The sequence below is a fragment of the Waddlia chondrophila WSU 86-1044 genome (assembly GCF_000092785.1).
GTDB lineage: Bacteria > Chlamydiota > Chlamydiia > Chlamydiales > Waddliaceae > Waddlia > Waddlia chondrophila.
In genome coordinates this window covers 1,336,023-1,354,934 of sequence record NC_014225.1, presented here as the reverse complement: position 1 = coordinate 1,354,934, position 18,912 = coordinate 1,336,023, and the positions used below count along the sequence as shown (strand labels likewise).

Sequence of the window (18,912 nt, the reverse complement as noted above, 5' to 3'; positions counted from 1 at the left end):
GATGAAAGAACGCATAGCGATCATGACTGGTTTGCGAACGCCTTTTTGCAAGGCAGGCGGAGCATTTAAGCATTGGGAAGCGGAGGATTTGGGAGCTTATGTTGTCAAAGAACTCTTAGCGCGAACCTCTATTGATCCAGAGGTTATTGACGAGGTGATTTTCGGCAATGTGCTACAGCCGCCTCACGCAACGAACATCGCCAGGGTTCTGGCAGTCAAGGGAGGGTTGTCAGTGAAAGTTCCTGCTTTTACTGTCAATCGCAATTGTGCTTCGGGTCTGGAGGCTATCGCAACAGCGATGAATAAAATTTTAATGGATGAGGCAGAAGTGATCCTTGCAGGAGGAACGGAATCGATGAGCAATTTTCCTGTCTTATTCGGAAAAAAAGCGCGCGATTTCATCCAGAGGTTGTCGAAAGCAAAATCGTTCAAGCAGAAGTTAAGCGCTATCGTCTCTTTTCGTCCTGGTTTTTTAAAGCCAGAGATTCCTGGGATTGCAGATCCGTTATGCAGCTTGACAATGGGGCAGACAGCTGAAGTCTTATCGCGCGAATTTCATATCACAAGGTTTGATCAGGATGAATTCGCATTGATGAGCCAACTGCGTGCTGCAAGTGCGCAAGATGAAGGAAGACTGGCTGAAGAGATTGTCCCGATTCCAACGCCGCCGCAGTTTACTGTTCAAGAGCTCGATGACGGTGTGCGGCGCGAGACGACTATTGAAGGATTAACGAAGCTGAAACCGGCATTTGATAAGCTGACAGGTTCTGTGACTGCAGGCAATTCTAGTCAAGTGACTGACGGGGCTGCGGCGGTTTTATTAATGAGAGAATCCAAAGCTAAAGAGTTAGGGATTGAACCTTTGGGGTATATCCGCGAATATGCAACAGCAGCATTAGAGCCTTCAAAAATGGGTCTGGGACCAGCTTATGCAATTCCTAAAGTGTTGAAAAAAGTGGACAAGGAATTGAGTAACATTGATTTGATCGAAATTAACGAAGCTTTTGCCGCGCAGGTGATCGCTTGCGAGCGAGCGCTAGCATCGGAGGAATTTGCAAAAAGGGAGTTGGGAAGAGCTACAGCGGTAGGAGTCATTAACCGCGATAAGTTGAACGTCAATGGTGGGGCAGTGGCTTTAGGGCATCCAGTCGGCGTTTCCGGTACGAGGCTTGTTCTGACGGCGTTAAAAGAGTTGAGGAGAAGGGGTAAACAAACTGGCTTGGTCTCTATGTGCGTTGGCGGCGGACAAGGGGAAGCTGCGATTTTGGAGGTGGAATAAGATGGGCAAAGCATTTCATTTAACAATTGATCCGAATGGAATTGCGCGGTTGGCTTTTGATTATCCGGGTGAAAAAGTGAATAAAATCTCTCTAGAAGTTCTTGAAGAGCTGGACGCTGTTTTGGAAGGGATAAAAGATAATCAACAGATCAAGGCTTTAGTCATTACAAGCGCTAAGGAGAAAATCTTTATTGCCGGAGCGGATTTAAAGAGTTTTGAAAGGCTGTTTAAAAATTTTGATCTGGCGGAAGGGATGATTAAAAAAGGACATAGTGTCTACAACAAGCTGGAAGAGCTGCCTTTCCCATCGATAGCTGTCATTGATGGCGTGTGCCTTGGAGGAGGGCTGGAGCTTGCTCTAGCCTGCACTTACAGGGTTGTCGGAGACAGTTCAAAGACGACTCTTGGCTTGCCTGAAACCAATTTGGGGATTTTTCCCGGATGGGGCGGCACGCAGAGGCTGCCGCGGCTTGTCGGCTTGATGGAAGGGTTGAAGATGGTGTTGACAGGCCGGCCTGTCGATGCGAAAAAAGCTTTCAAAATCCATCTTGCCGACGCCATTTTTCCTTCTGAATTTATGAAGGAGAAAACCGACGCGTTTGTCGAGGAAATTCTGACTTCTAAAGGGAAAGAGAAGGTTTTAGAAAGAAGGAAGTCAAGAGGATTAATGTCTTTGTTGTTCGAACGCAATCCCATTGGCAGAGCCTTTGTCTTTTGGCAAAGCAGGCGAAGTGTTCTGCAAAAGACAAAAGGGCAGTATCCCTCGCCTTTAGCTGCGCTTGACCTTATTCAGAACACGTATACGATGCCGCTTAAAAAAGGATTGAAAAAAGAGGTTGAGGCTTTTGTTAAATCGATGTCGGGAGCTTTTCAATGTGCGCCCAATTTGATCTATATTTTCTTTAACTCGGAGCAGATGAAAAAAGATCCTGGGATGATTGGCGGCCAAGCAACGGGAAAAGAGGTAAAGTCGGTCGGCGTTTTGGGAGCAGGGGTGATGGGAAGCGGCATTGCCTGGCTAATGAGCTATCGCGATCTTCCTGTCCGAATGAAAGATGTCAATTGGAAAGCTGTTGGGAGCGGGTTTAAATCTGCTTGGGATACATACAAAGTTCTCATTAAAAAAAGAAAGCTTAAGCCGGCGCAAGCCAATCGCAAATTTCACTTAATTTCCGGGACTATCGATTATACAGGGTTTGACAAGCTCGATTTTGTGATTGAAGCGGCGGTGGAAAATTTGGAGCTCAAACATAAAATTCTCAAAGAACTTGAGGCTAATGTGCGGCCTGATGCGATTATCGCGACGAATACATCTTCTTTGACAATCGATGAATTAGCACCGGCGTTGAAACATCCGGAAAGATTGGTCGGCATGCATTTTTTCAATCCGCCGGCCCGCATGCCGTTAGTTGAGATTGTGTCCGGAGAAAAAACCTCGCCGGAAGCTGTGCAAACAGTCTTTGAATTGTGTCAGCGTTTAAAAAAGACTCCCGTTGTCGTTGGCGACTGTTCCGGCTTCCTTGTCAACCGCGTTTTTGCCCATGGCTTTGTCGAGATCATGCGGATGCTTGAGGAGGGGGTTCCTCAAGAGAGGCTCGATAAGTTATTCTTGAAGTTCGGCTTGCCGATGGCGCCGTTTGTCCTTGCCGATGAAATTGGCAATGACGTTAACTTAAAAGCGATGAAAAGTTTTGAAAGCGCTTACGGCATACGGATGGAGGTTCCCAAACTTCTTGAAAAATTGAATGAAAAGCAGTTGTATGGGAGAAAAGTGGGCAAAGGCTTTTACATCTATGATAAGAAATCGAAAAAAATCAATCCGGAAATCACCTCTTTTCTTCCCCATCAGAATGGAATGAACATTTCAGACACAGATGCAATTGATCGCGTGATGCTTGCGATGATCAACGAAGCTGCCAGGTGTTTGCAGGAAAATGTCATTCACAATCCAGGCTACCTTGATATGGCTTTGGTGTTTGGTGTCGGATTTCCCCCTTTTCGAGGCGGACTTCTCCGTTATGCGGACTCTATTGGTATTGAGAAGTTGATGGATAAATACGGTCATCTTGTGTCGACTTATGGGGAGCGGTTTGTCCCTTGTGAAAAATTGAAGGAGATGCAGGCATCCAGGCGTGGGTTTTTCTAGGGCGTGTCGTCAATTAGCTAAACATGCATTTCGCAGCCTCTTTTTCCTTGAGAGATGGTATAATTTTTTTGTTTGATTAAAAGGTCTGCATCTGCCATCCTGTCTTTTTTTTTATCTCGAGATCAAGGAGTTCTTTTGATGATAAACATGAAAAAGGCAGTGGCTGCGATCCTTTTGACTTTTGCTAGCTTGACAACAACTGCTCAAGCTGATTGTTGGGATTCATCATGCAACGATTGCTGCCCTGATATTACAGTGGGAGTCGATTGGCTTTACTGGAGTCCTTGCATCAATGACCGGCATTTCGCTTTGACAACTGATGGAGTGGATGTCAACACGCATTACTTTTGCAATGAATGGGATTTTGGATCTCGCGTCTATGCCAAATTAGGAAATTGGTGGAATGGGTTTAATGGAGCTTTGATCTATACCTATATTAATCCAAAAACAAGCAGCTCTCTTAAAAGTGATGCCATCATACTCAGTGTCGCAGCGCCTGATGAAATACCTTCTTTTAATGATCTCGATGCTAAATGGGAGCTGCAATATCAAACACTTGACGCTGTTTTAAGTTATTCAATCGATGTTACGCAAAATAGATGTTTTAAAATTGAAGTCTTTTCCGGACTCACTTGGATTGATGTCAAACAGAAAACAGAGTATGTCTTTGATCTAAATGAAGGGGGATTCACAAATAGAAATTTCGACCGTCAGAATGATTTCTGGGCTGTTGGTCCTTGTCTTGGTTTGAATAGCTCTTTTAGTTTTTTTGATTGTTTCAAGATTTTTGGAACATTAAAAACCAATCTGGTTGTTGGGGAAACTGCGAGCAAAGATGTCCTTTTTCGAAAAGTCGCTGGAGATGAAAAGGATTCGGTAAAGGATGAAATTTTGACAACCTGCAAAGTTAAAGATCGGTGTTTTTGTTTGCCCGGGTTGCATTTAGCCTCTGGAATTGAATACGAAATATGTCTGTATGAGACAACTTTTGGCCTCCGTTTAGGGTGGGAATATGTTCAGTGGATCAATGCTCCGACGTTTCCTTGCTATGAGTTGGATGGTTCGCGTGTGAGATCTGCTCCAAGCACGAACAATCTTACGATGCAGGGGATCTTTTTCGGTTTGAATTCTACGTTCTAAATTTTTTGTTTTATTAAAAGATTGTGTTTGCCATTCTGTTTTTTTTATCCAAAAACCAAGGATTTTTTTGATGATGAGTATAAAAAAAACAATGGCTGCGATTTTTTTGAGTGTCGCGAGCTTAACGACATCTGTTCAGGCGAATTATTGGGGTTCATGCAACGATTGCTGTCCTGATGTGACAGTGGGAGTTGATTGGCTCTACTGGAGCCCTTGTGCCAGTGACCGGCACTTTGCTCTTACGACTGAAGGAATAGATAGTGAAGTTAACGTCAAAACCCATTACCTTTGCGACGAATGGGATTCCGGAGTGCGTGTTTATGGCAAGCTGGGAAATCTATGGAATGGCTTTAACGGAGGATTGATCTATACCTATATTAATCCAAAGACAAGCGGCTCTGTCGAGCAAATCGGTAATAATGGTGTTGTGTTTAGCTTTGGTTTGCCAATCCCTGGAGAGAGTGGAGGACTCCTTCAAGGTAGCAGACTTGACGCTAAATGGGAACTCCAATACCAAACGCTCGATGCGATTTTGAGCTATTCAATCGATGTCACGCAAAATCGATGCTTTAAAATAGAGGCTTTTTCAGGGCTCACTTGGGTCGATGTGAAACAGAAGGCAAGCTATACGTTAGATCAAGTTGGAGGAAACGAAATTGAAATACGCGTAGATTTTGATCGTAATAATGACTTTTGGGCTATTGGCCCTTGTTTTGGGCTCAATACCTCTTTTAGATTTTGTGATTGCTTCAATATTTTTGGATTGGTGAAAACGAGCTTGGTTGTTGGGGAATCGAAAAATAAAGATGTTATTTATGGAACAAGAGGATCTTCTGAAACTAGTACTTTTGTAACTGTCACTGCTAAAGATAAGTGTTTTTGCTTTCCTGGATTGCACTTAGCGACAGGGATTGATTATGAATTATGCCTGTGCAACATCACATTAGACCTCCGTTTGGGATGGGAGTATGTTCAATGGATCAATGCTCCGACGTTTCCTTACTATGAATTGGATGGCTTGGGTGTAAGATCTGCTCCAAGCACAAACGATCTTACAATGCAGGGGATCTTTTTAGGTTTGAATACGACGTTCTAAGTTTGCACAGTCAAGCTTGTCTGATAAGCCCTCCAGCCGGAGGGCTTTATATTTCCAATATTTGATAATTAATTTGAAAGAGCGTACAAAAAGGGTAAAACACGGAGGCAAACGCCTTCAAAATTTGAGGTTGTCAGATGGCTGATTTAGAAAATGATGATGGAGCAACTGCTTTGGTCGATGTATCGGAACCAGGAGGCGAGGCGAAACGAGAGGCTCTTGAAGTGGCCGAAGACGCTCGCGAGAAAGAATGGAAACATCCAAGTTTTGGCTCTCAAATGTTTATGGGAAACTTTAATCCCTCTCTGATGCACCCTTTTCCAAAGCAAAGTGAAGAGGATAAAAAGGAAGGGGAAGACTTCATTAAAGACTTGGGCGATTATCTTAAAAATAATCTTGATCCTGAAGCTGTGGATAAAAATCGAGAAATTCCTGAAGAGGTGATGGAAGAGCTGGCTCGTCGAGGGGTCTTCGCCATGAAGGTTCCCAAAGAGTATAATGGGCTAGGATTTTCTGTGACAAATTATAATAAAGCCGTCATGAAAATCGCATCGTATTGCGGTGGGACAGGCGTGCTCGTTTCTGCTCACCAATCGATCGGCGTTCCGCAGCCGTTAAAAATGTTTGGCACAGAGGAGCAGAAAAAAAAGTTTTTCCCCCGATTCCGAGAAGGGGCTATTTCAGCATTTGCTCTGACAGAACCGGAAGTCGGATCTGATCCGGCTCAAATGTCTGCCACAGCCAAATTGACAGAAGATGGAAAGCACTACATCCTCAATGGGACCAAATTGTGGTGCACCAACGGGACGATTGCCGATGTGATTGTTGTGATGGCCAATACAGCGCCCAAAATGGTTAAGGGGAGAGAAAAAAAACAGATCTCAGCGTTTATTTTGGAAATGGATACGCCCGGAGTGGAGGTTGTCCACCGTTGCGAATTTATGGGGCTGGGTGCAATTTATAACGGTGTATTAAAATTTACGGATGTCAAAATTCCTGCTGAGAATCTTATTTGGAAGGAAGGTAAAGGACTTTCTATGGCTCTTGCGACAATCAATGTCGGGCGCTTAACCCTTCCTGCCGCAAGTGTTGGAGGGGCGAAGCAATGCTTGTCGATTGCTCGCCGCTGGGGAAAAGAAAGAGTGCAGTGGGGGCTTCCTATTGGTTTACATGAAGAGGGAAGGCAAAAGCTGGCATTTATTTCTTCGACAACTTTTGCTATGGAGGCGCTGACCTATTTAACTAGTGCCTGGGCCGACGATGGTACTGTCGATATCCGTATCGAGGCTGCAATGGCAAAGTTGTTTTGCACAGAGTCTTTTTGGAAGATCACAGATGCGACGATGCAGCTTCGAGGAGGCCGTGGTTATGAAAAAGCAAGCTCTCTCAAAGCGAGAGGAGAGCCAGGATATCCGGTTGAACGAGCAATGCGCGATTGCAGAATCAATATGATTCTGGAAGGCTCTTCTGAAATTATGCGCCTTTTTTTGGCTAGAGAAGCGATGGATCCGCACTTAAGCAGAGCTAAAGATCTTCTGTTTAAAAGACTTTCAAAAGGGGAAACGTTCAAAAAAATCCTCTCTTTAGCAGGGTTTTATGCTTTGTGGTACCCGAAACAATTCATCAAACCTCTCTTCACATCCTCTTACAGTGATTTTGGCCCTCTTGCGCAATACATGAAGTTTTGCGAACGTTCATCCCATCGTTTAGCCAGAAACATTTTTTGGTACATGGGGCGATATCAGCAAAAGCTGGAGCGCAAGCAAATGATCTTGGGACGCTTAATGGAAATAGGCACTGAGTTGTTCGTTATGGCCGCCACATGCTCTTATGCAGTCATGAAACATCGGGAAAATCCATCCGATCATACAGCAATTGATTTGGCGGACTATTTCTGTAGAATGGCAAAGCGGCGAGTATTAGGCCGCTATCGTTCTCTAACCGATAATGAAGACAGAGCAGCAAATGCTTTAGCTAAAAAGGTGATGGACGATCAATTGAGATGGCTGGAAGAAGGGATTATTTGGATCGGACCGAAAAATTAACAGGAATCTCCACCCTTTCAAGGGTGGAGATGATGAACAGCCTAGTTTAAGTGAAAATCACGATCCATAACCGTTTTTCTGTTGTCGCTCTTTGCGTTTTGCACAGCTTTTTCAATTTCTTTTTCTACGATTTTCGACAGCTGATCCATTACGTTAGCAGAGGTATTCATCCCTGCCTTGCTTTTGATGTATTTCTTCACTTTGCTTACAACGACTAAATTTTCGTTCATTTTAACCTCATGGTTTTGCTCACATCGATCAAATATGGACTTCAAGCGATGCAAGCGATTTTTGTACTGATGACTTTTAAATAGCAGGATTTTGCGTAGGAGTAAAGTAAAATTAAATTTTTTTTAGGATAGCTTTATGTCTAAAGATAAAAAAAATAATGACGAGCGAGAGCATCAAATCAGATTGATTCATGTTTTGGCTACACGTCTTCCCTGGATTGCGGTGATCGCAGTGTTCCTGGCAACCTTGGCAACGATCATTCAGATCCTAGTTTATAGTTAAAAAATATTTTAATTTAAAATAGAAAACGTGTTAATTAGAAAATAGTCAGGCGTAACGATATATGGATAGGCTCATGAGACATCTGCTACTGATCTATTTCCTTTTTTGCATTGCATCAGCAGTGTCTGCAGAGGAAAACAATCCAGAAGAGAGTGAAGCTGCAAGAAAGTTGAAGGGATATGAGTATCTCAAGAAGGCTAATGAGTACTATTTGGGCGACGGAGTGCCTAAAGATTATTTAGAGGCTGCTGAGTATTACAAGAAAGCAGCTGATTTAGGGTATCCCGAAGCGCATCGGGTCTTGGGAAATATGTACTTGCATGGGATTGGATTGGAAAAAAATGATACCAAAGCTTTTGAGCATTTTTCACAGGCAGCAAAAGAAAAGGACAGCTTGGCGGAATACAACCTCGGATTGATGTATGAAAATGGCTGGGGTGTTGAAAAGAACCTTTCGTCAGCGTTTGAATACTATGAACGTTCCGCTAATGCAGGGAATCCATATGGGCAGATCAATTTAGGAAGATTTTATGAAAATGGGATATCAGTTCCTAACAATGATCAGAAGGCTTTTCAGTGGTACAAGAAGGCTGCTGATCAAGGAATGGTTAGCGCTCAGAATTCTCTTGGCCGAATGTATCAGCTTGGAAAAGGAGTGGATCAAGATTACGGAAAGGCTAAAGAGTGGTATTTAAAGGCTGCTGAAGAGGGAAACGCTTTCGCACAATTTAATTTAGGGCTGTTATATGAAGAAGGGAAAGGGGTTCAAAAAGATGATTTGGAGGCGAAAAAATGGTATGAGAAAGCTGCTGAACAAGAGAATCCTTTAGCCCAGTTTCGCTTAGGTTGGTTAAATGAAAAGCCTGAAGGCTTCAGCCCAAATGATTCAGCGGCGTATGAATGGTACTTAAAAGCTGCTCGGCAAGGCGTTTTGCAAGCACAGAATAATGTGGGGCGCATGTTGAAGAAGGGATTGGGAGTAGAGGAAAATGATTTGGAAGCGGCGAAATGGTTTCGCGCTGCCGCAGAAAAAGGAAATTCCGCAGCCCAAAATAACCTTGGCGTTTTGTATGAAGAGGGAGAAGGGGTTCCAAAAGATTTCAAATTGGCGCTCTTTTGGTATAGTCAAGCCGCAGAAAACAACGATTCCAGAGGATTGTACAATTTGGGACGGGTGTATGAATTTGGAAAAGGTGTGCCGAAGGATCCTTCCAAAGCGTATACTTACTATAGAAGAGCGGCGGAATTAGGATATGCTCCGGCGCAGTTAAATCTTGGCTTACTTTACATAAAAGGAGTTGGGGTTTCGCAAAGTTTTAAGTCAGCTGCTGATTGGTTTCAAAAAGCCGCAGAAAAAGGAAATAGCAGCGCTCAAGTGAATCTTGGTCTCTTGTATAGTCAGGGCAAAGGTGTTCTGCAAAGTGATGATGAAGCCGTTTACTGGTATAAAAAAGCCGCCGAAAAGGATAATCCAGAAGCGTTTTATCTGATGGCTGCTATGTATGAGTCGGGAAAGGGCCTTGAAAAAGATTTGAAAAAAGCGATTGAGTATTATCAAAAAGCTGCTGAAGGCGGCTCGGGAATTGCGCAAAATAAACTGGGGTTGCTTTATGAAATCGGATCGGGTTTGCCTCAAAATATAGGTGAGGCGGTCAATTGGTATCGGAAATCTGCAGAATCAGGATTTGCGGATGGTCAAAATAACTTGGGACGGATGTATGAGCAGGGAATTGGAATGAAAGTGAATTTCGAGGCGGCTGCATTTTGGTATCGGCAAGCCGCGGGTCTAGGGAGTGCGGAAGGGATGTACAATCTTGGCCGTATGTATGAGGATGGCCTTGGAGTGGGCAAAGATATTCGGGAAGCAGTCAATTTATACAGGCAGGCCGCTGAAAAAGGAAACGAAGATGCTGAGAAACGGCTACGCTTGTATGACTAAGGATTTTCGATCCGTTTAATCCCGTTTTTGTCTATAATAAGCCGGAATTTTTTGAGTTCAACAGCCTGCTTTTCTTCTTCATTTAAATAAGTGTTTCGGATGATGATGTTGATGTGGTAAACCTTTGGAAGAGTCGCTCTGATAAAATTGAAGGAAACAGGATCGACTTTTAAATAATCGTGTGTGGGATTGTCTGCTTTTTTGAGAAAGTCTCGGATGTTGTATCTAAAAATGAGGTTGAGAGCTTGGCGCCTGCCATCTTTTTCAAGTCCTCCATTAAACAGGGTCAGCACTTTTTTGTAGTAGATCACCTTTTCCGGCCGTTTAATTGTTTCTAAAATATCGTGAAACTCGCGATTTCTGATATCGATGATCTGATCCGACACGCGATCTTCTTCTTCCAGAAAAGACATGGACTCATTCAACTTGCCTAACTGCTTTGACATCTTTTGAGAGTAAATTTCAGTGCTATAGTCATAAAACCATTTGCTTAAATACTTGAACGAACCATCTCTAAGAGATTCTTTGATCCTATCTTTTAGAATGTAGAGAAAGACTGTCAGAAGAATGAACGGTAGAGAGTTGATGATGAGAACTTTTGCCTGGTGGACGAAAAGGAAAAAAAAGAAGAGCATGGCAATACCTGCAGAGACGCTTCCAATCAAATGACTGAATCGTTTTCTTGCAGTATAGCCGCTAGTATGGAGCAGCAGAGCGTCGAGAATGAACTTGTTGAGCAAGCTGCTTCGATAAAGGATATATTCATTGCTTATACTGTCTTCATCTGTAATTGAAGGCTCGTGCAATACTGTCTTGCGATGCCTTCGTTCTTTTTCAAGTATTTGACATAAAGGTGCTGTTGTGTCATTTGAAACAAAAGGGTGTTTATCTCGAATTTCTGATAAAAGCCCTGTTAGATAGTAGTTGATTGTCGAACTCAGGAATTCATCGGCATAATAGAAATAACTGTTTAAATGGTCGATATTCCATTCGGTTTGAAATCTGTTTTCCAGGTTGAGAAAAGTTTTTCTAAGTCTTGCGATCTCTTCGCATAAATTTTTTATTTCAGGGCTTTTGGGAGGCGTTGAGTGTATTTGCAGGACGAATCGTTTAACACTTTCTCTAATCGAACTGCGGACGATATTGCCTAAAAGCTTAAGCTCATCTTCTGTTTCCTCGTAGGCTTCCTCGCATGGATGGCTATCAATCAGGCAAGTTAATCGGGAAAGAGGCGATCGATTATTGGCAAGGTTGTTGAGTTCTTTTAAGGTGAATTCCGGTGTTTTGTAACGGAGAAAATTGGTTCTGTCTCTATAAAAGTGTTCTTTAGGATAGGTCTCCTCGTTGATTTGAAGAGAATTTGGAATGAAAAAGAAGAATTCTTGAGTGTAAGTGTTTTTTTTGAGATGCTTACTGGGAAGAAACTCGGATTTGAGCTCGATCTGCCATTTATCCCGGAGATGGATATCTCCAGCCATAAGCTTTTTAATAAATCTGTCCATGACATCATTTTAAATTTACAATATTTTTTGTACAGGTTATCTTGAAGCTAAACAGGAGTATCCAAATCATGAGTAAAGAGACCTGGGTATTAGTTGCAAATAGCTCTGTCGCGCGATTTTTTAGGTTGGATAAACTTCAGCTGATCGAAATGGAAGCGTTTGTCAATCCCGAAGGGCGGATGCAGAACAAAGATCTTGCTTCGGATAAGCCGGGAGCTACTTTTGATGGTTCCGGAAGGTATCCAATGACAAAATCGCATACCCTTAAAGAGGCTGAAGTGGAGGCGTTTGCTAAAAAAGTGGCGGATCGCTTAGACCTTGCCAGGGCTAGTGGGCAAGTCAATAGGGTTTTTATTGCAGCGAATCCGAGTTTTTTGGGGTTGTTAAGGGGATCTATGACCCATTCATGCGAAGCAATCGTGGAAAAATCTATCGATAAGGATATCACCAACATGAAGCCCGACGAGATATTCGGCTATTTCCCTATAGGACTTTAAAGAATGAACGAACATCCGAAAATCATTGCTATGGCTGGGAGTATGCGTGCAGGCTCCTGGAATAAGAAACTCGTTAGAATCGCTGCTGCCGGTGCTAGAAAAGCTGGCGCTGAAGTCACAATCCTCGATTTGTCTGATTATCGGCTTCCTCTATATGATGGCGATCTTGAAGAAGCTGAAGGAGTGCCGGATAAGGCAAAAGCGTTGAAAAAGTTGTTTGCCGAACATGACGGTTTTTTATTTTCCTCTCCTGAATATAACAGCAGCATATCCGGAACTTTTAAAAACATGATTGATTGGATTTCCCGCCCGGAAAAAGGTGAGCCAAGTTTAGTTGCGTTCAAAGGAAAGTCAGCCGCTTTGATGAGTGCTTCTATTGGAGCGTTGGGAGGTTTGCGAGGCCTTGTCCATGTTAGAGCGATTTTAGGCAATATTGGCGTTTTGGTTTTACCCGATCAGGTTGCCATCTCCTCATCCCAAGAGGCGTTTAATGAAGATGGACAGTTAAAGGATCCAAAGAAGTTGGAACAAACGTTAGGGTTGGGGCGGCAACTGACAGAGCTGCTTAAGAAAACGACTATCGATTAGGGCTCTGAGACCCCTTCCATTTTCCTTTCGAGATACTTTCTGTAATCTTTTTCCCTGTCCAAATGAGCGGCTTGTTTCCAGACTTTTAAAAGTGTCTTTTTGGGCTGTATTTTTTCTTTAGCTTTAAAGACAAAAAGAACTTTACAGCCTGCTTTTATTGCGACAGATTCCTCATCTTTATCGCTCATGGAAATGACGTTGAGTATTTTTGTCCCGATTCCGGTCGTATTTGTGTCGCAGTAAAACTGCATCCCTGTGGAGTATTTGATTGTTTTTAATAAAGGGTCTGTCAAGACTTCTAGCGTCTGTCTTTCGTTATGACCAAGTAAAACGATTGTTCCCCCTTTAGGTTCGGATAACGTTCCATCTTGGCTGCGGGAATCTAGCCACAAAGCAATAGGGCGGCTGAATTTTAGAGTAAATGTATTTTCTTCAATGCTTTCAAATTGAATGATGTCATCTGGAGGAATGCATGCGAGCAGACATTCCCAAATTTTCCCTAGATCTTCGCTGCAATGATCCATGATCGCTTGTTTAAAATCACTGGCAGCAGTTGAAAGGGGAGAAGTGTTTTTCGGCTCAGTTTTTACAACGTGGCAGCGCATCTGCTCGATTTTTTCCACAGTCGTTGTTGAAGTTGCTGTTTGGTCGGAAAATCCACGCCATTTGATCCACTTCTTAAAACTCTTGCGATTTAGGTAAACGCTCTTTCCTTCCTTTGTCTTTTCAATATGAATTTTCCCAAAAAAGCGGAGAATGAGGGCAATGATGAAATGATGGCATCGAATTCCGGTTTTGTTCGTTTTTGGATTCTTGTCGTTTATGTGGTCGTATTGAAAAGATTTCCAATTTTCTAATGAGCAACGAGATTGGCTAAAAAGTCCTGAGGGGTGATAGTGTACAATCATCAGCTCTCCTTCAGCAAATGAAGCTCCATAATGGCACAGCTAACGATTTTTATCAATAAATTTTTGAAAATTTATGATTATTGGTCAATTTGCCAATGATCTTTTTGGCAGGAGTAGATCACCAAAGGGATTCCAAACATGATGACAACTCCGGCAGTCAAAAATAATTGGAACGATCTTATATTGATGCCGTCAAGTTGAGAAGGAGGGAAAAAACCGATGCAAAAACCGAAAACTGAGGAGCAAAAGCCGATTCCTGCTACGATCCACATGCCGATGGTCTTGCCTCCCGGAATGCGGTATTCGCGGCGAACATTTTTTTGAGTATAGCGGAGTCGGATAGCAGCTAGAAACATCAGCATATACATCAGCAAGTAGAGCAGAGCGGTGAGATCGTTTAAGATCCAGTAGGAGCTGCTGATCGTAGGCATAAAAAGAAACGCCAGGCATAGCAGTGAAACGATAACGCCTTGGAAAAACATGATGGCAATTGGCATGCCGTTGCGGTTTTTTTTATGAAAGAAGGGAGGAAGATGCCCTTCATGTGCCGTTTGATAGAGTCCTTTGCTAGGGCCGATGATCCAGGTGCTGACCATTGAGATAGCCCCTGCGGAGATTAATCCTGCCAGGATTTGTGTCATCCAGGGGATGTGATACGTGTTGAAAAAAGCAGAGAAGGCTTGCATGATTCCCGATACCAGGCTGATCTCTTTTGCGGGAACGACGATCGCAATCGAAAGAGAGCCTAGGATTGAAACAGTTAAGATGATCACTGTCGATAATAGGATGGCTTTCGGATAGTTTTTTTGCGGACAGTCAACTTCTCTGGCATGAACAGCAGACATCTCCATTCCGGCAAAGCCAAGCATCACTCCGGCAAGAAACACAATATTGTTGATGGAAGAGAGGTCGGGGAATAGCGCGTCCGTTGAAAAAGGAATTTGCGTGGGGTGTCCGGATAGGTACCAAAAAAAGCCGAGGATGATGATGAGAGCTGCCGGAGCTAGCGTCCCTGCAACCACTCCTATGCTGCTGACAAAACCTGAGGTTTTCATACCGAAAGAGTCGATGATATTGCAAGTCCAGTAGGTTCCAAGAATCATTGTCAGGATATAGTATTTATTTTCGGCTAATTCAGGATGGAAAATGTAGGCGATTGTCGCAGAAGTGAAAGAGAGGACAGTCGGGTACCAGATGACATTTTCTATCCACTGAAGCCAGATGGCGACAAATCCCCATCTGGCTCCGAAAGCTTCTTTGACCCATGTATAAACCCCTCCGGTAGAGGGCCATCCCGTTGCTAATTCAGCCGATACCAATGCGCAAGGGATGAAAAAGCAGCAGGCTGCTGCGAGGTAGAAAAAAACTGAGGCCCATCCCATATCGGCCATTACCGGGAGATTGCGCAAGCTTTGTATCGCTGCAACATTAATCATCGTGAGTGTGAATACGCCGATCTTAGAAGCTGTGTTTTGTTTTCGATTCTCTTTCATGGCCCTAAATTATTAACGATTATTCGAAATTTAAACCAGTATTTATACCGATCATGTTTCAAAATTCCAATTCTTGACAGAGCGCTTTCTTTTTAAGGCATTTGTTGCCATACTCCCTAAAAAATTAGTTCGCTTTCCGGCCCTTATTTATTTTCCGGAGTAGCGAAGAAATTACGCTATATCTAAATTTTGAGGTTTATAATGACATTTTCTTATGGATTTGTGATTGTCTGCGGGATTTTGGCGCTTGCTTATGGAGTTGTCACGATTCGCTCAGTTCTTAAAGCTGATGCCGGAAATGAGCAGATGAGAAAAATTGCGGGAGCGATTCAAGAAGGCGCCCGCGCATATCTAAACCGCCAATATCAAGTGATTTCCATTGTGGGAGTCGTGATTTTGGCAATTCTTACCTATCTTTTGGGAATTCATACCGGAGTTGGCTTCGTTATTGGAGCAGTCTTATCGGGAATTGCCGGATATGTGGGGATGAACGTTTCCGTTCGCGCGAACGTGCGGACAGCTGAAGCGGCAAGAAAAGGGCTGCAGCCTGCTTTGGATGTTTCTTTTCGTTCCGGCGCGGTAACAGGAATGCTGGTTGTTGGGCTGGCATTATTAGGAATCGTTTTCTATTACCTTTATCTGCTTAAATCAGGTACGGAATTTAGAGACATTTTGGAGTCTTTAGTCGCTCTTGGATTCGGCGCATCTTTGATTTCATTGTTTGCCCGTCTAGGCGGAGGGATCTTTACCAAAGGTGCTGACGTAGGTGCAGACCTCGTTGGAAAAGTAGAGGCGGGGATTCCTGAGGATGATCCGAGAAACCCAGCTGTGATTGCCGATAACGTAGGCGACAATGTCGGCGATTGCGCAGGCATGGCTGCTGATCTCTTTGAAACTTACGTTGTGACCATTGTAGGAACGATGCTGCTTGCCGGGATCTATTTTACCGGAGTAGTACGTGAAACGTTGATGCTGTATCCATTGTTGATCGGTGCGGTTTGCATTTTGACCTCTATTGCAGGAACATTTTTTGTAAAATTAGGCAAATCCAACAACATCATGGGGGCTTTATATAAAGGCTTCATCAGCTCTGCCGTTTTGTCGATTGGAGCAATCTTTCTTGTTACACAGCAGTTCCTGGGATTTGACCAAGTTTTTCAAATCGGAAAAATCTCCTTTACAGGGATGAACCTTTTTTGGTGTGCGTTGACAGGATTGGCAGTCACTGGCGCAATTATGTGGATTACGGAATATTATACATTGACAAAGTACAGGCCTGTCAAAAGTATCGCGAAAGCGTCTGAGTCCGGACATGGAACAAATATCATCCAGGGGATTGCGATCTCTATGGAGGCGACTGCGCTGCCTGTGATTACGATTTGTATTGGAATCATTATTTCTTACTTGAATGCTGATCTGTTCGGCATCGGGATCGCGGCAACAAGCATGCTGGCGTTAGCCGGAATGATCATTTCTTTAGATGCGTACGGACCGGTAACAGATAATGCCGGAGGGATTGCTGAGATGTCTAATTTGCCGGAAGATGTCAGGAAAACAACAGATGCACTAGACGCTGTAGGGAACACGACAAAAGCGGTGACCAAAGGATATGCAATCGGCTCTGCCGGCTTTGCATCTCTTGTTCTTTTTGCAGCGTTCATTGAGGATCTTGCCCACTATTTTCCAAATCACGAATGTGCCTTTGTCTTATCTGATGCCTATGTAGTGGTTGGACTGTTTATCGGAGGTTTACTCCCTTATCTTTTCGGCGCTTTAGCAATGATGGCGGTTGGAAGAGCTGCAAGTTCTGTTGTTGAGGAAGTGCGTCGGCAATTTCGTGAGATTCCTGGCATTATGGATGGGTCGGGAACGCCTGATTACAGCCGTGCTGTCGATTTATTGACAAAGTCTGCGATCAAAGAAATGGTGGTTCCTTCTCTTCTTCCTGTTGGAGCTCCTTTCATTTTGTGCTACCTCATTAAAATTTTCATTGGAGAGAATGAAGCATTCGTGGCGTTAGGGTCCATGCTGCTTGGTGTTGTTGTGACTGGAATTTTTGTCGGTCTTTCGATGACTTCAGGCGGAGGGGCTTGGGATAATGCCAAGAAGCATATTGAAGATGGATTTTTCGGCGGTAAAGGCTCTGAAGCTCACCATGCCGCAGTAACAGGAGACACCGTTGGCGATCCTTACAAAGATACCGCAGGTCCTGCGATCAATCCATTGATCAAAATCACGAACATCGTGGCTCTTCTTCTGTTGGCGATTATGTCGTCATCAATGAAGTAAAAGCCTGAATGAATCTTAAAAACCCGGGAAGCCTCCCGGGTTTTACCAAAGCCCGATCAGCTTCCACCAGAATGGTCCGATCACCAGCCAAATGAGCAGGTGGGCAATGCTGACAATTGCTCCCAATCTCCACCAAGTCACAAGATCAACGTAACCTGATCCGAAGAGAATAGGGGCTGGGGCTGTTCCATAATGTGTTAATGTTGCCGAAAGCGTGCTGCAAAAAGCTAAAGAAAAAGTCATTAGCATAGGAGGGACTCCGGAAACAATCCCAACGATGCAAAAAGCAGAAAAAAGAGAACAGACATGTGCAGCGTTGCTGGCAAATAGGTAGTGAATATAATAGAAAACAAGAACTAACCCGGGATAAGCGATGCGCCAATCAACAGCTTGCATGCGGTCTTGCACAGCGTTGCTTACCCATCCGATCATGCCGAGTTTATTGAGGTAAGTCGCCATCATAATTAACGTGGAAAACCAAAACATGGTATCCCAGGCGCTTTTTTCCATGATGAGATCATTCCAGGTCAACACTCCTGCTGCGATTAAGATTGAAATACCGGCCAGGGCCACGGTGGTGCTGTCGATACCAAGATGAGGTCCTGCAATCCAGAAGCTCATCATGAAGATAAAGACTCCTAAGGTCACCCATTCCTGCCACTTGACTTTGCCAAGTTCCTTTAGGCGGTCTTTTGCGATTTCTTGCGCTTTTGGCGTTTCCTTAATAGAAGGTGGATAGATTTTAAATAAAAGATAAGGAATCACCAGCAAGCTAATCAATCCAGGCACCAAGGCAGCAAGCGCCCATGTTCCCCATGTGATTTCTATTTCCATCTCTGAAGCGATTTCAATGATCATCGGATTTGCAGCCATTGCCGTGATAAACATGGCGCTTGTGATAATATTGCATTGGTAAAGTGATTGAATAAGGAACGCTCCAATTTTTCTTCGAGAAGGTTGATCGGTCGGCTGGCTATCGAACGCTACAGCCAGCGATTTCACGATGGGGAAAAGGATGCCTCCTGCACGTGCGGTGTTGCTGGGAATAGCGGGAGAGAGTGCTAAATCAGTGAGCGCCATGCCATAGCTTAAACCCAAGCTTTTTTTCCCGATTAAAGAAACGAAGTGGTAGGCGAGGCGAATGCCAAGCCCCGTTTTGATAAAGCTTTTGGCCACGAAAAAAGCGAGCACGACAAGCCAAATCACAGGATATGAGAATCCGCTGAGCGCCTCTTTGATGCTAAGGGTATTTGTCAGAGCCAGTCCGGAAAGGGCAAGCAGAGCACATCCTCCAATCGGAAGAGCTTTGGAAACAATGGAGAAAATCGTTGCTAAAAAAATGCCAAGCAAGTGCCAGGCTTCAGGCTGCATTCCTTTCGGAATAGGAATCATCCAGAAAATGGATGCGGCGAAAATAGAAAAGATGAGTTGAATCGGTTTGACATCGATAGAGATTTTTTGATTGGACATAGCCTTC

Annotated in this window: 15 protein-coding genes; 10 read left to right on the top strand and 5 right to left on the bottom strand. The window is 43.7% G+C overall.

Annotated features, from left to right (window positions below; genetic code table 11):
* Window position 1: 1 nt before the first annotated feature.
* From WCW_RS06160 to WCW_RS06140, 5 genes are all read left to right on the top strand, one after another.
* A complete protein-coding gene (locus WCW_RS06160) occupies window positions 2-1,279 on the top strand; it encodes a thiolase family protein (protein WP_013182339.1) in 1,278 nt (425 codons plus the stop codon).
* A gap of 1 nt (window position 1,280) precedes the next feature.
* On the top strand, window positions 1,281-3,425 hold the full coding sequence (locus WCW_RS06155; protein ID WP_013182338.1) for a 3-hydroxyacyl-CoA dehydrogenase NAD-binding domain-containing protein: 2,145 nt from the start codon (window positions 1,281-1,283) through the stop codon (window positions 3,423-3,425).
* Between the two features lie 138 nt (window positions 3,426-3,563).
* Entirely contained in the window at window positions 3,564-4,565 is a 1,002-nt protein-coding gene (locus WCW_RS06150; RefSeq protein ID WP_013182337.1) for an Lpg1974 family pore-forming outer membrane protein, read from the top strand.
* Between the two features lie 70 nt (window positions 4,566-4,635).
* A complete protein-coding gene (locus tag WCW_RS06145; RefSeq protein ID WP_013182336.1) occupies window positions 4,636-5,661 on the top strand; it encodes an Lpg1974 family pore-forming outer membrane protein in 1,026 nt (341 codons plus the stop codon).
* A 137-nt stretch (window positions 5,662-5,798) separates the two neighbouring features.
* Window positions 5,799-7,706: an acyl-CoA dehydrogenase family protein gene (locus WCW_RS06140; protein WP_013182335.1), complete on the top strand. Its 1,908-nt coding sequence runs from the start codon at window positions 5,799-5,801 to the stop codon at window positions 7,704-7,706.
* A gap of 41 nt (window positions 7,707-7,747) precedes the next feature.
* Here WCW_RS06140 and WCW_RS06135 read toward each other — a convergent pair whose 3' ends face one another.
* Window positions 7,748-7,936: a hypothetical protein gene (locus WCW_RS06135; protein WP_013182334.1), complete on the bottom strand. Its 189-nt coding sequence runs from the start codon at window positions 7,934-7,936 to the stop codon at window positions 7,748-7,750.
* 136 nt (window positions 7,937-8,072) lie between these two features.
* Here WCW_RS06135 and WCW_RS10280 point away from each other — a divergent pair, with 136 nt between their 5' ends.
* On the top strand, window positions 8,073-8,219 hold the full coding sequence (locus tag WCW_RS10280; RefSeq protein ID WP_013182333.1) for a hypothetical protein: 147 nt from the start codon (window positions 8,073-8,075) through the stop codon (window positions 8,217-8,219).
* A 73-nt stretch (window positions 8,220-8,292) separates the two neighbouring features.
* Complete coding sequence (locus tag WCW_RS06130) at window positions 8,293-10,158, top strand: SEL1-like repeat protein (RefSeq protein ID WP_049767129.1); 1,866 nt, start codon at window positions 8,293-8,295, stop codon at window positions 10,156-10,158.
* On the opposite strand, the gene WCW_RS06125 is transcribed toward WCW_RS06130, so the two are convergent.
* Window positions 10,155-11,660, bottom strand: a complete 1,506-nt coding sequence (locus WCW_RS06125) for a hypothetical protein (RefSeq protein ID WP_013182331.1) — start codon at window positions 11,658-11,660, stop codon at window positions 10,155-10,157. The two genes, WCW_RS06130 and WCW_RS06125, sit on opposite strands and share 4 nt — an antisense overlap.
* A 68-nt stretch (window positions 11,661-11,728) precedes the next feature.
* Here WCW_RS06125 and WCW_RS06120 point away from each other — a divergent pair, with 68 nt between their 5' ends.
* Both WCW_RS06120 and WCW_RS06115 read left to right on the top strand, forming a co-directional pair.
* Entirely contained in the window at window positions 11,729-12,157 is a 429-nt protein-coding gene (locus tag WCW_RS06120) for a host attachment protein (protein WP_013182330.1), read from the top strand.
* A gap of 3 nt (window positions 12,158-12,160) precedes the next feature.
* Window positions 12,161-12,745, top strand: a complete 585-nt coding sequence (locus WCW_RS06115) for an NADPH-dependent FMN reductase (RefSeq protein ID WP_013182329.1) — start codon at window positions 12,161-12,163, stop codon at window positions 12,743-12,745.
* On the opposite strand, the gene WCW_RS06110 is transcribed toward WCW_RS06115, so the two are convergent.
* Both WCW_RS06110 and WCW_RS06105 read right to left on the bottom strand, forming a co-directional pair.
* Window positions 12,742-13,653, bottom strand: coding sequence for a hypothetical protein (locus WCW_RS06110; RefSeq protein WP_013182328.1), 912 nt, complete (start codon window positions 13,651-13,653; stop codon window positions 12,742-12,744). The genes WCW_RS06115 and WCW_RS06110 overlap by 4 nt on opposite strands.
* A 77-nt stretch (window positions 13,654-13,730) precedes the next feature.
* Window positions 13,731-15,146: an amino acid permease gene (locus WCW_RS06105; RefSeq protein ID WP_013182327.1), complete on the bottom strand. Its 1,416-nt coding sequence runs from the start codon at window positions 15,144-15,146 to the stop codon at window positions 13,731-13,733.
* Window positions 15,147-15,347: 201 nt separating this feature from the next.
* On the opposite strand from WCW_RS06105, the gene WCW_RS06100 reads away from it, so the two are divergent.
* Entirely contained in the window at window positions 15,348-17,435 is a 2,088-nt protein-coding gene (locus WCW_RS06100; RefSeq protein ID WP_013182326.1) for a sodium-translocating pyrophosphatase, read from the top strand.
* 42 nt (window positions 17,436-17,477) lie between these two features.
* Here the strand turns inward: WCW_RS06100 and WCW_RS06095 are convergent, their stop codons facing one another.
* Window positions 17,478-18,905 (bottom strand): anion permease, encoded by a 1,428-nt coding sequence (locus tag WCW_RS06095; RefSeq protein ID WP_013182325.1) that lies wholly within the window; start codon window positions 18,903-18,905, stop codon window positions 17,478-17,480.
* Window positions 18,906-18,912 lie beyond the last annotated feature (7 nt).